This window comes from Agrobacterium sp. CG160-95, assembly GCF_053521725.1.
In genome coordinates this window covers 294,754-308,482 of record NZ_JBNWDU010000005.1, presented here as the reverse complement: position 1 = coordinate 308,482, position 13,729 = coordinate 294,754, and the positions used below count along the sequence as shown (strand labels likewise).

Genomic DNA, 13,729 nt, shown 5'->3' with positions numbered 1-13,729 from the left:
TCTGTCAGGCAGTAGCAATTGCCAGACGCTTCTCGTCCCGGCCGCTCTTCATGCGCTCGGACAGAAGGAAGGCCAGCTCCAGTGCCTGATCGGCGTTGAGACGCGGATCGCAATGGGTGTGGTAACGATCCGACAGCGAATCTGCCGTCACGGCGCGCGCGCCGCCGGTGCATTCCGTCACGTCCTTGCCGGTCATCTCGATGTGGATGCCGCCCGGATGTGTGCCTTCGGCACGGTGGATCTGGAAGAAGCTTTCGACTTCCGACAGGATGCGCTCGAACGGACGCGTCTTGTAGTGGTTGAGCGTGATCGTGTTGCCATGCATCGGATCGCACGACCAGACGACCTTGCGGCCCTCTTTCTCCACGGCACGGATGAGCTTCGGCAGGCTGTCTGCAACCTTGTCGTGGCCGAAACGGCAGATCAGCGTCAGACGGCCGGCCTCGTTTGCAGGGTTCAGTGCGTCGATCAGCTCGATCAGATTATCCGGCGTCAGCGACGGTCCGCACTTCAGGCCGATCGGGTTCTTGATGCCGCGGAAATATTCCACATGCGCATGGTCGAGCTGACGCGTGCGGTCGCCGATCCAGATCATGTGGCCAGACGTGGCATACCAGTCACCGGAGGTCGAATCGACGCGGGTCAGCGCCTCTTCGTAACCGAGCAGCAGAGCCTCGTGGCTGGTGAAGAAATCGGTTTCGCGCAGGCTAGGATTGTTTTCTGCGCTGATGCCGATTGCCTGCATGAAGTTCATGGTCTCGGAAATCCGGTCAGCCAGCTTGCGGTAACGATCCGCCTGCGGGCTGTCCTTGATGAAGCCGAGCATCCACTGGTGAACGTTTTCAAGGTTGGCGTAGCCGCCCATTGCGAAAGCGCGCAGCAGGTTAAGCGTCGCCGCCGACTGGCGGTACGCGTCGAGCTGACGCTCGGGGTTCGGCACGCGCGAGGTCTCATTGAACTCGATGCCGTTGATGATGTCGCCGCGGTAGGACGGCAGCGTCACGCCATCGAGCACTTCCACGTTCGAAGAGCGCGGCTTGGCGAACTGACCGGCAATACGACCGACCTTCACCACCGGCAGCTGCGCACCATAGGTCAGGACGACAGCCATCTGCAGGAAAGCGCGGAAGAAGTCGCGGATATTATCCGCGCCATGCTCGAGGAAGCTTTCGGCGCAATCGCCACCCTGCAACAGAAAGGCGTTGCCGTCTGCCACATTGGCAAGCTGCTTTTTCAGGCGGCGGGCTTCACCGGCAAAAACGAGCGGCGGATAGGTCGCAAGCGTGGCTTCCGTCGCCGCAAGCGCTGCCGCGTCAGGATATTCGGGAACCTGCTGGATCGGTTTCTGCCGCCAACTGCCGGGTGTCCAATTCTGTGCCATGTCCTTACCCTTTTCTCGCCCGCGCATTTGTGCACGACCGCCTCGAAAAATTGAGCGGCTTATAGCTCCAAGCACAGGCTTTGCATAGCCGATGTCAGGGCCATCGGGCCCATTCCGCCCGTTTTTAGGCGTTTAACGTGCATAAAAGTCAATTCAAACGATTTAATAAGCCCGCCACCACCCGGAAAACAACGGTTTTCAAGTGGTGGCGAGCCAAGCGGAGACGTGATCACGTTGCGCAAGCGACGGCGTTACACGCGCTCGCCGTTCACCACGCGGTAGCTTGGCGAATACATCGTCACCAGTTCCTCGGCCGCTGTCGGATGAACCGCCATGGTGCGATCGAAATCGTCCTTGGTGCATCCGGCCTTCAGTGTGATGCCGAGGAGCTGCGCCATTTCGCCCGCCTCGTGGCCGAGAATATGCGCGCCGACGACCTTACGGTCGGCGGCATTGACAATCAGCTTCATGATCGTCTTTTCCTGACGCCCGGACAGCGTTGCCTTCATCGGACGGAACTGCGCGCGATAGACTTCCAGTTCCGGGTATTTCTTGCCCGCTTCCTCTTCAGAAAGTCCAACCGTGCCGATTTCCGGCTGCGAGAACACCGCAGTGGCAATAAGCTCGTGGTCCGGCTTGGTCGGGTTGTTCTTGTACTCGGTTTCGATGAAGCACATGGCCTCGTGGATCGCCACCGGCGTCAGCTGTACCCGGTCGGTGACGTCGCCCAGTGCGAAGATACTAGGAACGTTCGTGCGCGAATACTCATCGACGATGATCGCGCCGCGCGCATCCACCTTCACACCGGCATTTTCAAGGCCTAGACCATGCGTATTCGGATCGCGACCGAGCGCCAGCATCACCAGGCCGACATGCAGCGAGTTGCCCTGCTTCGTGCGTGCCACAAAGCCGCCCGCACCGTCCTTGCTCACTTCCTGAATGACGTCTTCAAGAATGATACGAATGCCCTTGGCTTCCATCGCTTCATGAAGGCCCTTGCGCATATCGTGATCGAAGCGCGAAAGGATTTCCCTGCCGCGATATATCAGCGTCGTTTCGACACCGAGTCCGTGGAAGATATTGGCGAATTCCACGGCGATGTAACCACCGCCAGCGATCAGGATTGATTTCGGCAGCTCTTCCAGGTCGAAAGCCTCGTTGGAGGAGATCGTCAGCTCGTGGCCGGGCAGCGCCTTGTGTTCGTTCGGCGTACCGCCAACGGCAATCACGATACGCTCGGCCGTGAAGGTCTCACCAGTCTTCGTCAGCTTCACGGTATGCGCATCGACAAGCTCTGCACGGCTGTCGAAAATATCGGCCTTGGCGTTATCCAGACCCTTGCGGTACAGCCCTTCGAGACGGGTGATTTCCCTGTCTTTCGCTTCGATCAGTTTTTTCCAGTCGAAACGACGCTCGCCAACGCTCCAGCCGAAACCTTCGGCATCCTCGAAATGCTCAGGAAATTGCGAGGCATAAACGAACAGCTTCTTCGGCACGCAACCACGGATGACGCAGGTTCCGCCGTAACGGTATTCCTCGGCAATTCCCACACGCTTGCCGAGTGAGGCGGCAACGCGAGCGCTGCGCACGCCGCCCGAGCCGCCACCGATAACGAAAAGATCGTAGTCATAAGCTGTCATAGTCAAAACCCCTGATCAAAACCACGTGCCATCGGCCTCAAGGCGGGCTGTGGCGTATTCATGGCACATATAGGTGCTGCGACGCACAAATGAAAAGCCCGACCTTGCGGCCGGGCTTTGAATATTTCTGAACGTCAGCTTTGGGACCCGACGCTCTATCTATTTCACTCAGGGCTTGTGAGCCGGAGCGCCACCGGTGTTGCCCTGATCGGCCGGAAGCGGCTTCAGATCAGCGCCGGCCACCTTCTGCAATTCGGTCATGCTGGAGGTGTTCAGATCGCGGTTGATGCCCGCGGCCCAGATGTCGGCAGCCTTCATCAGTTCGCGCGTGGCGATCGGGCCGTCCTTCAGAAGCTTCTTGCCGGCTTCGCTGCTGTAGAAGGTGGAGATAGCGTTCAGCTCTTCGACGGAGAAGGCGCGCGCGTAGGTGAGTGCTGCCTCGCGTTCCAGATCGGCGCGGCGCGGCGCAAGCTCAAGTGCCTTGGCGTCGACAGTCGCGGTGATCGCGTCCTGCACATTCGGCGATGCCTGAATGAGTTCGGCCTTCAGACGTTCCGCCAGACCCGGCAGGATATCATCGAAACGGTCAGTAACGCCAAGAGAGGCGATCGCCTGCCGTGCGGCAGCGATATGCGCTTCCGAAATTTCCTGAGCGCGTGCGGCAGTACCGAACACGATGCCGGAAATGAGGATCGAAGCAGCGGCAGCTTTGCCCAGTCCCGCTAGTTTGATCATGAAAATCTCGCTCCTGTTATACTGCCTGCATCACGCGGGCGCCTTCAGGACCCGCAATGATGGCAAGCGATGCCAAATTTATGAAAAGTCCGTGCTCGACAACACCGGGGATAGTGTTCAGCTCGCGTGCAAGCGCTTCTGCATCAGGAATACGGCCAAAAGATGCGTCGAGAATGAGGTGTCCACCATCCGTCATGAAGGCGCCGTCGCCCGACGAACGCATCGTCAGGTCGCCCGAGAGGCCGGACCGCGCCGCCAGTTTCTCGATGGCTATCTGTGTCGCCACCTGACCGAACGGATTGATTTCGATGGGAAGCGGAAAGGCGCCAAGCGTCTCCACAACCTTGCTCTGGTCGGCGATGACGATCATGCGGGCGGATGCCGCCGCCACGATCTTTTCGCGCAGAAGCGCACCGCCACCACCCTTGACGAGTCGCAAGCCGTGATCCACTTCGTCCGCGCCATCGATGGTAAGGTCCAGTTCCGGCAACTCATCGAGGGATTTCAGCGGCACGCCAAGCTCCACGCAAAGGCGCGCGGTACGCTCGGATGTCGGCACGCCTTCCACCTTCAGGCCTGCAGCAACCTTTTCCGCCAGAAGCCTGACGAATTCCTCAGCTGTAGAGCCCGTGCCGATACCAAGTCGCATCCCGTCTTGCACATGGGACAATGCGGCCTCGGCGGCCTTGATCTTCATCTGGCGGGCATCCATGTGCCTGAAACTCCGGTAGCTTTGTCGTCGCCGTGCTGTTTACACGGGTCGAAAGCCAAACGAAAGCATTTTTGCAGGCAACGAACAGAACGTTGTGGTGCGGTTGCAAAGACAAAGCCGTTTGCCTAGGCTTGGCCACAACGAACGCATCGATATCATCGCCAAAAGCATTCTCTCAAGAGGCCAGTTCCCGTGACATCCCGCCCGCTCTCCTCGCTCGCCATCTTCGACCTCGATGGTACGCTCGTCGACACCGCCGCCGATCTCGTTTCGAGCCTCAACCACACCATCGCCGCAGCTGGTCTTGCCCCCGTTACCTATGACGACCTGACGCATCTCGTCGGCCAGGGCGCGCGCGTGATGATCAAGCGGGCCTTCGCGTTGCGTCAGGTAGAATTGCCGGAAGCCGAACTGGAGCCGCTGTACGAGCGTTTCATTGACCATTATCGCGCAGAAATGCCCGGCGACAGCCGCCCCTACCCCGGCATCGTCAGCGTACTGGATGCGCTTTCGTCAGCTGGCATCACGCTCGCGGTCTGCACCAACAAGACCGAAATCCTTGCGATTCCACTGCTCGAAAAACTGGATCTCACCCGATATTTCGCCGCCATCACCTGTGGCGACACCTTCCCCTTCCGCAAGCCTGATGCGCGCCATATTCTCGGCACCATCGAAAAGGCTGGCGGCGACCCGCAGCGCTCGGTCATGGTGGGTGACAGCATCAACGACATTCTCGCCGCCAAAAATGCGGCCGTCCCATCGATCGGCGTCACCTTCGGTTATTCGGATGTGCCGATGGCCGAACTGGAACCGGATGTCGTGATAGATGATTTCACTGCGTTGACGCCCGCGTTGTTCGAGCAGCTGGTCGCAAAGGGCGCCGCTGCGGCTTGAGACGGCGCTGTTCTCCACCGTCATGCCGGGCTTGATCCGGCATCCAGCCACGGCGCGTCTGCGCCATGATACGACTCTTTCGCGATCAAAGTCCTGATCGCACTGGACCCCGGACCAAGTCCGGGAATGACGGAGTGGGGATGCTGCCGTTTAACGCCACCATTCATGTGGCGACTTTGCCATCAAACAAAAAAAGCGCCGTTTCCGGCGCTTTCTTTTTCTCAATGTGATTTCTATCAAATCGACGCGGCCCGCGCCTTCGTCGTTACCGCAAACGCCTTCTGGACGTAGCTGTCACGGTCGTAGACGTCGTCGAAGAACTGCACCTTGCCGGCCTTGTCCGGCCAGGCGGTAAAATAGGCCACGTAGACCGGTATCTTCACCGGCACCTGCACGGCGCGGTTCTTGCCCGCTGCAATCTGCTCGTTGACCTTGTCGACGCTGGTGCCAAGAACAGCCGCCGCCATGCGGCGCGGATCGACCAGACGGATACAGCCGTGGCTCAGCGCTCGCATGTCGCGGTTGAAGAAGCTCTTGGCAGGCGTATCATGCATGTAAATGGCATGCGCATTCGGGAACAGGATTTTCAGGTCGCCCAGCGCATTGTCGCTGCTTGGCGGCTGACGCACCGAAATGGCGTTGGTCGAGCCGAACCAGTTGACGCTGGTAGAAGAAACCGCACGGCCACCCACCTGCACCTCATAACCCAGGCGGTCGAGATAGGACGGATCGCGGCGCAGCTTCGGCAGCATCTCGTTGACGATGATCGACTGCGGAACGCCCCAATAGGGGTTGAATTCGACGGTCTGGATTTCGTCCTGGAAGAAGTAGGTCTGGTTGGCCTTGGAGCCGACCACCACCTTCATGCCGAACTGTTCCTGTCCGTCATTGTGGTAGTAGGCCATGAAGGCGGGCTGGTTGATCAAGACGTAGCGCTGGCCGAGATCGGCCGGCAGCCAGCGGATCTGCTCCATCGCCACCTGCACCTTGGCAATCCGGGCGTCGTTGCTTTCGCCGACCATGGCACGCACGGTCGCGCGGCCGATGACGCCGTCGGCCTTCAGGCCGTTTTCGCTCTGGAATGCCTTCACCAGATCAACGAGATCAGGCGTATAATCCGGCGTTTGCTGGTAGCCAGAAATGATCGCCGCATGTTCCGCCTTGAAGGCAGGCGAAGCGCGATGTTCGATTGCCTTGACGACGCTCGCCATGTCGCCGCTGCTGTTGCCGGGTTTCAGCACCAGATCGGCGGGAACCTTGACCGTGTTGGCCGTATCACCCTCGCTGCGCAACCGGGCCAGTTCGGCCTTCAGCGCCAGATATTCGGCGTTCGAAGGTTCACGGCTGCGCAGATAGGCTGCGATATCCGGGCTGAGGCCTGCAAGCTTCAGCACGGGCGCAAGGTTCACCGTCTTGCGCTTGAAATCGTGGTAACCGGACAGCCGGTTCGGATCGACACGGCCACGCGTCGTATCCTGCACATAGGCCAGAACCTTGGAAGAAAGCGCAAGCTCGAACTGCATCTGCGCGCGCTGATAGGCGTCGGAGGTCGATGCGGAAGCCACTTCCACCGGCGTGCCGGATGCGTTCGCGCCTGCGCTGATGCTGGCGGTCACGTCCTTTGCGGGTACTGAAATGCTGTAATCGGCCGGATCGAGGCCGCTTTCGCCAACAGTCTCCAAAAACGCCATGACGGCGTTCGCGCGGGCAGTCAGCTCGCCTTCCGAAACCCAGAGCGCCTTGCCGCCGGCACCGTAATAGGCTTCCAGAGCCTTGCCGATTTCGGGGGTGGCGCTGAACTTCACATTGGCAAGACCCTCGCCGAAATTGGCGGTGTTCACAGCGCGTGCGGTATCGGCCTTGTAATCGTAATAACGTGGACCGGAAACACGCGGCAGAGGCTCGGGATCGGATGCATCGGCGCTCGGTCCGACCGTCGGCGGCGAGGTGACGATACCGGCTGGCGGCATTTCACCGCGATCGCGCGCAACCTTGCCAGGCCCGCCACGCAAAAGGTCCATCAGCGTTACCGCGCCGGCGCTGCCGGGAAGAGCGGTGGAAACGGAAAGACCGAGAGCCAGCACCAGCGCTGCCGATGTTTTTCCAGATGTGACTTGCAATTTGATCCTCGTAGCACCCAGCGCCGCCAACGAAGACGGAGCATCCAGTTTCATGCTTGTCTAGCCGATAGACGGCCCGTTGAAAAGAAAACGCCGAAGTCCAGAACGCACCCGAAATGAACCTCATATTACGGCCAAAACCATAAAAACGTAATTTCCAGAATTGGCGAGAATGGTTAAATTTCTATTTATTTCATTCACTTTGCCGTGGTTGGCCAAGCCGTTCCAAGCCGGTGAAACCCCAGTTTTCCGGGCTTTTATCGACGTAGTAAAAATGACACGCCAAGGTCTTTTTCTTAACCGGGCAGGATGAGCGCCAAAATCGCCCTGTCCCAAGGGAAATATCTGCCAGGCATGCCTCGCAACGCTTTCATTGCCAGCGCGATGATTCTATATATCGGCGCGCGCAAGGCGGCCGAAGTGCCGTTTTGGCGGAGGAAAACGAGTAAAAAGGCAAGATTGATGACAGCCACACGGACGGAAACCGATACATTTGGACCCATTGAAGTTCAGGCCGATCGCTATTGGGGCGCGCAGGCGCAGCGCTCGCTCGGCAACTTCAAGATCGGCTGGGAAAAGCAGCCCGCCTCTGTCGTTCGCGCGCTCGGCATCGTCAAGCAGGCCGCCGCCCGTGCGAACATGGCGCTTGCAGGCCTCGACCCCAAGGTAGGCGACGCCATCATCGCAGCCGCGCAGGAAGTCATCGACGGCAAGCTGACCGAGCATTTCCCGCTGGTCGTCTGGCAGACCGGCTCCGGCACGCAATCCAACATGAATGCCAATGAGGTGATTTCCAACCGCGCAATCGAGATGCTCGGCGGCGAAATGGGCACCAAGAAGCCGGTTCACCCCAACGACCACGTCAATATGAGCCAGTCCTCGAACGACACCTATCCGACGGCGATGCACATCGCCTGCGTGGAAGAAATCGTTCACCACCTGCTGCCGGCCCTCAAGCACCTGCACACGGCGCTGGAAGCCAAGGTCAAGCAGTTCGAAAAGATCATCAAGATCGGCCGCACCCACACGCAGGATGCCACGCCGCTGACGCTCGGCCAGGAGTTTTCCGGTTATGCCGCGCAGGTCGCCTCGGCGATTGCCAATATCGAACTCACCCTGCCCGCACTTTCCAAGCTTGCCCAGGGCGGCACGGCGGTCGGCACGGGCCTGAACGCCCCCGTCGGTTTCGCTGAAAAGGTTGCCGAAGAGATTTCCAAGATCACCGGCCTGCCGTTCGTGACGGCGCCGAACAAGTTCGAAGCGCTTGCCTCGCACGATTCCATGGTGTTCGCGCATGGCGCGATCAATGCCGCAGCAGCAGCCCTGTTCAAGATCGCCAATGACATCCGCTTCCTCGGCTCCGGCCCGCGCGCCGGTCTTGGCGAATTGTCGCTGCCGGAAAACGAACCCGGCTCATCGATCATGCCGGGCAAGGTCAACCCGACGCAGTCGGAAGCGCTGACGCAGGTTTGCGCCCACATCTTCGGCAACAATGCAGCGCTCTCCTTCGCAGGCTCGCAGGGGCACTTCGAACTGAACGTCTATAATCCGATGATGGCCTACAACTTCCTGCAGTCGGTCCAGCTTCTGGGCGATGCCGCCGTCTCCTTCACCGACAACTGCGTCGTCGGCATCGAAGCCCGCGAAGACAACATCAGGAAGGGCGTCGAGAACTCGCTGATGCTCGTCACGGCTCTCAACAGCAAGCTCGGCTACGACATCTGCGCCAAGATCGCCAAGACCGCGCACAAGAACGGCACGACACTGCGCGACGAGGCCGTCGGCGGCGGATACCTCACGAACGAGGAATTCGACCAGTATGTGCGCCCGGAAAACATGATCGGCCCGAAGTAAGCCGGTCGAGATTATCGCTGGAATAGAGAACGGGCCTTCGGGCCCGTTTTTTGTTTGTTCGATTGACGGATGAGCGATGAGACCGTGGTGTAGGGTCAAAGCATTGGGATGTCCCGGTTCTGACCACTCTTGGTGTTTTTAAATCGTCCCCGTAAGCTGTTCTTCCGCAGAGAATGCCGAAACCAGATGCACGATTGAGGATGACATCATGATCTGCCGCCGCAGCCTGCTTCTTGGTGGTGCGTTCCTCGCCACGGCCATGAAAGTCCCAAGTCTGCTTGCGCAAGGCGATAGGCAACGGATTTCGCTTTGGCCCGGCCCGCCTCCGGGAGGCGGTGGTCCGAACGGCGCCCCGAATATAACCAAAAAAGGCGCTGTCACCAACATTGCCGTACCGACCCTGGAGGTGTTCGCTCCCGCAAAGCCAAATGGTTCCGCAATGATCATTGCAGGTGGCGGTGGATATAAACGCATCGAGGAAGGCAAGGAGTCCTATCCCGCCGCACGCTGGCTCGCGGCCAGAGGCATTTATGCTTTTGTCCTCACCTACCGTCTGCCGATTGAAGGATGGGCTGCTGGACCGCTGGCACCGCTTCAGGATGCGCAGCGCGCATTTCGTCTGGTGCGTGCACGCGCTTCGGACCGGCAGATCGATCCGTACAGGATCGGCGCACTTGGTTTTTCTGCGGGCGGGCACTTGATGGGGTTGGCCGCCGCCCGCTCGGCTTTTGCGTCTTACGAAGCAGTCGATGACATCGACAGGCAATCAGCCCGGCCGGATGTTGCGGCCCTGATCTATCCGGTCATCACGCTTGCAGCGCCCTATGACCATACATCGACCCGGAGGTCACTTATCGGCAGGCACCCGACAGACGAGGCAACACGAGAGTGGTCAGTGGAAAGCCATGTGAGCAAAGATTGCCCTCCGGTCTTCCTCACGCAGGCGGATGACGACCGGATTTCCAATCCCGCCAATAGCCGTATCATGCAGCAGGCGTGCGAGAAGGCGGATGTGGATGTCGAAGTTCACCCAATCATTTCTGGCGGCCACGGCTTCGGCATGGGCAAGCCCGGAACCCCCACGCAAGAATGGCCTGGATGGTATGAGGCATGGCTGAGGAAGCACAACCTTCTGGCCTGACGCTTTCTGTGCGCACCCCAATAAAAAAGGGCCGCAAAAGCGGCCCTCTTCATCTCATTCAAACCGTCAAACCAGCCGGCTCTGCTCCACCGCCGCTTCGACGAAGCTGGCAAACAGCGGATGCGGGTCGAGCGGGCGGCTCTTGAGTTCCGGGTGGTATTGCACACCGATGAACCAGGGATGGTCAGGATATTCCACCGTTTCCGGCAGCACACCATCAGGAGACATGCCCGAGAAGACGAGGCCGCATTCTTCCAGCCGGTTCTTGTAGTCCACATTCACTTCGTAGCGGTGGCGGTGGCGCTCGGAAATATCCGTGGAACCGTAGATTTCGGCGATCTTCGTGTCTTTCTTCAGCGCTGCCTTGTAAGCACCGAGACGCATGGTGCCGCCGAGATCACCCTTGGTGGAGCGCTTCTCCAGCTCGTTGCCCTTTACCCACTCGGTCATCAGGCCAACGACGGGCTCAGCCGTCGGACCGAATTCGGTGGACGAGGCATTCTCGATGCCGGCCAGATGACGCGCCGCTTCCACGACTGCCATCTGCATGCCGAAGCAGATCCCGAAATAGGGCACGTTGCGCTCACGGGCGAACTGCGCCGCCATGATCTTGCCTTCCGAACCGCGCTCGCCGAAACCGCCCGGCACCAGAATGCCGTTGACCTTTTCGAGATAGGGCGTCGGATCTTCCTTTTCGAAGACTTCCGACTCGATCCACTCCAGCTTGACCTTGACGCGGTTGGCAAAACCACCGTGATGCAGCGCCTCGATCAGCGACTTGTAGGCGTCCTTGAGGCCGGTATATTTGCCGACGATCGCAATCGTTACCTCGCCTTCCGGCGTGCGGATACGGTTGCAGACCTCTTCCCACTGTTCCAGACGCGGCTTCGGCGCCGGTTCGATACCAAAAGCGGCCAGCACTTCCGAATCGAGACCTTCATTGTGGTAGGCGATCGGAACGTCATAGATGTTGGCAACATCCAACGCCTGAATGACGGCGGAAGGACGCACGTTGCAGAACAGCGAAAGCTTGCGGCGTTCCGCTTCCGGGATTTCCCGGTCGGCGCGCACCAGCAGGATATCGGGATGAATGCCAAGCGCCTGCAGTTCCTTCACGGAATGCTGGGTCGGCTTGGTCTTCAATTCGCCGGCTGCCGGAATGTAAGGCATCAGCGTCAGGTGAACATAGATTGCAGTGCCGCGCGGCAGGTCGTTGCCGAGCTGGCGGATCGCCTCCATGAACGGCATCGCCTCTATATCACCCACTGTGCCGCCGATTTCGCAGATGACGAAGTCGTACTCGTCATTACCTTCGGTCACGAAATCCTTGATCTCGTTGGTGACATGCGGAATGACCTGAACGGTCGCGCCGAGATAGTCGCCGCGGCGTTCCTTGTCGATGATGTTCTTGTAGATCCGGCCAGTGGTGATGTTGTCGGTCTTGGTCGCCGAACGCCCCGTAAAGCGTTCATAGTGGCCAAGGTCGAGGTCCGTCTCGGCACCGTCGTCCGTCACAAACACTTCGCCGTGCTGTGTCGGGCTCATCGTGCCGGGATCGACGTTCAAATAGGGGTCAAGTTTGCGAAGCCGCACCCGATAACCACGGGATTGCAGCAATGCTCCGAGTGCCGCAGCTGCGATGCCCTTACCGAGAGAGGAGACCACGCCGCCTGTGATGAATACATATCGCGCCATGGGATTCACCGGATACCTTTTTACCTCTGATTCCGCCAGCCCAAATTTCATGCTGTTGCAAATTCGCTGTTGACGAATTGGCAATGGGATGTGGCGAAATGCAAACAAAAGAAAACCGGCAGGCTTTTGGCCTGCCGGAGCGTTAAATCATAACCGGGCTTATTGACCGGTCGGAACTGCGTTCGGATCGGCGGGCTTGGCCGGTGCCGGAGCGGCTTCACCAGCAGTGGCCGGCGCAGGCGCGGTCTGCGCAGGTGCTGCAGCGCCGCTGTTGGTCGGAACGCCATTCTCAGCCGGAGCCGGCGTTGCCGGCGTCTGTGCCGGGCCGAGCGTGTCGAGAATGCCGTTGCCCTGACCCTGCGTGGCCGGAATACGGTTCAGAATATCCGTCGGGCGCGATTCGTACCGGGTCAGAAGACCAAGTCCGAGCGACGTCACGAAGAACAGCGCGGCAAGGATACCCGTCGTGCGGGTCAGCGCATTGGCCGTTCCGCGCGCGGACATGAAGCCCGAACCGCCGCCGATGCCGAGGCCGCCGCCTTCGGAACGCTGGATCAGAACCACGCCGACAAGCGCCAGCACGATCATGAGGTGAATAACAATCAAAACGGTCTGCATGACAATCCATTCCATGCCCCGCGCGGAGCACTACAAAGAAGGTTTCGCGGCTCTTTACATGAGGCGAAGGCTTATTCCAAGCCCCTTTCCCGCCACTGTGGCAGGAAAGCGTGTCTCAAGCCGTCAGTTGCTCGTATGCCGCATAGATGGAAAGGAAGTCGGAGGCTTTCAAGCTCGCGCCGCCGATCAATGCGCCGTCGACATTCTCGACACCCATCAGTTCCAGCGCATTGGCAGGCTTCACCGAGCCGCCGTAGAGAATCCGCATGGTCTTGCCTTCATCGCCAAAGCGCTTGACCAGCTCGTCGCGCATGAAGGCATGGGCCTCGCGTACATCCTGCGTGGTCGGCGTCAGACCCGTGCCGATGGCCCAGACCGGCTCATAAGCGATGACGGTGTTTTCGGCGGTTGCCTCGTCCGGAAGCGATCCGGCGAGCTGGCGCTTGAGGATATCGAGCGTCTGGCCCGCCTTGCGCTCATCCGCCGTCTCGCCAATGCAGACGATGGCGATAAGATCGGCCTGATGGGCGGCAACGGCCTTGGCGCGGACCAGATGATCCGTCTCGGCATGGTCGGTGCGACGCTCGGAGTGGCCGACGATGACATGGGTGCCGAAGCAATCGGCAATCATCTCGGCGGAAATGTCGCCCGTATGCGCGCCGGAAACATTCTGGTGGCAATCCTGTCCGCCAATCATCAGCGGGCTGTCGTCGCAAAGCGCGGTTGCCACATAAAGAAGCGTCGATGGCGGGCAGATCAGCGCATCCACCTTTTCGGAAAGCGCGCCCTTGACGCCCTCTGCCATGGCCTTGATCTGATCGAGCGACGAACGGGTGCCGTTCATCTTCCAGTTTCCGGCTACAAGCGGTCGAACATTCGGCGTCATGCGTATCCCATTCCCTTTGTCTCGGAGAGCCGCTGGCGCGGACACCCCTTACC

At 59.6% G+C, this 13,729-nt stretch carries 11 protein-coding genes; 3 read left to right on the top strand and 8 right to left on the bottom strand.

Going from position 1 to position 13,729, the window contains the following annotated elements:
* Nucleotides 1–4 precede the first annotated feature (4 nt).
* The 4 genes from ACQZ63_RS18790 to rpiA all read right to left on the bottom strand — a co-directional run bounded on the left by ACQZ63_RS18790 (nt 5) and on the right by rpiA (nt 4,468).
* The gene (locus ACQZ63_RS18790; protein ID WP_003515403.1) at nt 5–1,381 is read right to left on the bottom strand and encodes a class II 3-deoxy-7-phosphoheptulonate synthase; all 1,377 of its coding nucleotides are present in this window, start codon (nt 1,379–1,381) and stop codon (nt 5–7) included.
* 251 nt (nt 1,382–1,632) lie between these two features.
* A complete protein-coding gene (gene gor, locus ACQZ63_RS18785; RefSeq protein WP_113555788.1) occupies nt 1,633–3,021 on the bottom strand; it encodes a glutathione-disulfide reductase in 1,389 nt (462 codons plus the stop codon).
* 168 nt (nt 3,022–3,189) lie between these two features.
* Nucleotides 3,190–3,756 (bottom strand): DUF2059 domain-containing protein, encoded by a 567-nt coding sequence (locus ACQZ63_RS18780; protein ID WP_013636215.1) that lies wholly within the window; start codon nt 3,754–3,756, stop codon nt 3,190–3,192.
* Nucleotides 3,757–3,772: 16 nt separating this feature from the next.
* A complete protein-coding gene (gene rpiA / locus ACQZ63_RS18775) occupies nt 3,773–4,468 on the bottom strand; it encodes a ribose-5-phosphate isomerase RpiA (RefSeq protein ID WP_003515412.1) in 696 nt (231 codons plus the stop codon).
* 192 nt (nt 4,469–4,660) lie between these two features.
* Between rpiA and ACQZ63_RS18770 the strand changes: the two genes are divergently transcribed.
* Complete coding sequence (locus ACQZ63_RS18770; RefSeq protein ID WP_113555787.1) at nt 4,661–5,362, top strand: HAD family hydrolase; 702 nt, start codon at nt 4,661–4,663, stop codon at nt 5,360–5,362.
* Nucleotides 5,363–5,598: 236 nt separating this feature from the next.
* On the opposite strand, the gene ACQZ63_RS18765 is transcribed toward ACQZ63_RS18770, so the two are convergent.
* Nucleotides 5,599–7,536 carry a L,D-transpeptidase family protein gene (locus ACQZ63_RS18765; protein WP_113555786.1) on the bottom strand — a complete coding sequence of 646 codons (1,938 nt, stop codon included), beginning with the start codon at nt 7,534–7,536 and terminating at the stop codon, nt 5,599–5,601.
* Between the two features lie 408 nt (nt 7,537–7,944).
* Between ACQZ63_RS18765 and fumC the strand changes: the two genes are divergently transcribed.
* Nucleotides 7,945–9,336 (top strand): class II fumarate hydratase, encoded by a 1,392-nt coding sequence (gene fumC / locus ACQZ63_RS18760; RefSeq protein ID WP_111804872.1) that lies wholly within the window; start codon nt 7,945–7,947, stop codon nt 9,334–9,336.
* 208 nt (nt 9,337–9,544) lie between these two features.
* Entirely contained in the window at nt 9,545–10,477 is a 933-nt protein-coding gene (locus ACQZ63_RS18755; protein WP_113555785.1) for an alpha/beta hydrolase, read from the top strand.
* Between the two features lie 66 nt (nt 10,478–10,543).
* Here the strand turns inward: ACQZ63_RS18755 and ACQZ63_RS18750 are convergent, their stop codons facing one another.
* From ACQZ63_RS18750 to tpiA, 3 genes are all read right to left on the bottom strand, one after another.
* Complete coding sequence (locus tag ACQZ63_RS18750) at nt 10,544–12,181, bottom strand: CTP synthase (protein ID WP_162763616.1); 1,638 nt, start codon at nt 12,179–12,181, stop codon at nt 10,544–10,546.
* Nucleotides 12,182–12,331: 150 nt separating this feature from the next.
* Nucleotides 12,332–12,790 carry a preprotein translocase subunit SecG gene (gene secG, locus ACQZ63_RS18745; RefSeq protein ID WP_003515429.1) on the bottom strand — a complete coding sequence of 153 codons (459 nt, stop codon included), beginning with the start codon at nt 12,788–12,790 and terminating at the stop codon, nt 12,332–12,334.
* 115 nt (nt 12,791–12,905) lie between these two features.
* Nucleotides 12,906–13,676 (bottom strand): triose-phosphate isomerase, encoded by a 771-nt coding sequence (tpiA, locus tag ACQZ63_RS18740; protein WP_003515430.1) that lies wholly within the window; start codon nt 13,674–13,676, stop codon nt 12,906–12,908.
* Between the last annotated feature and the right edge of the window lie 53 nt (nt 13,677–13,729).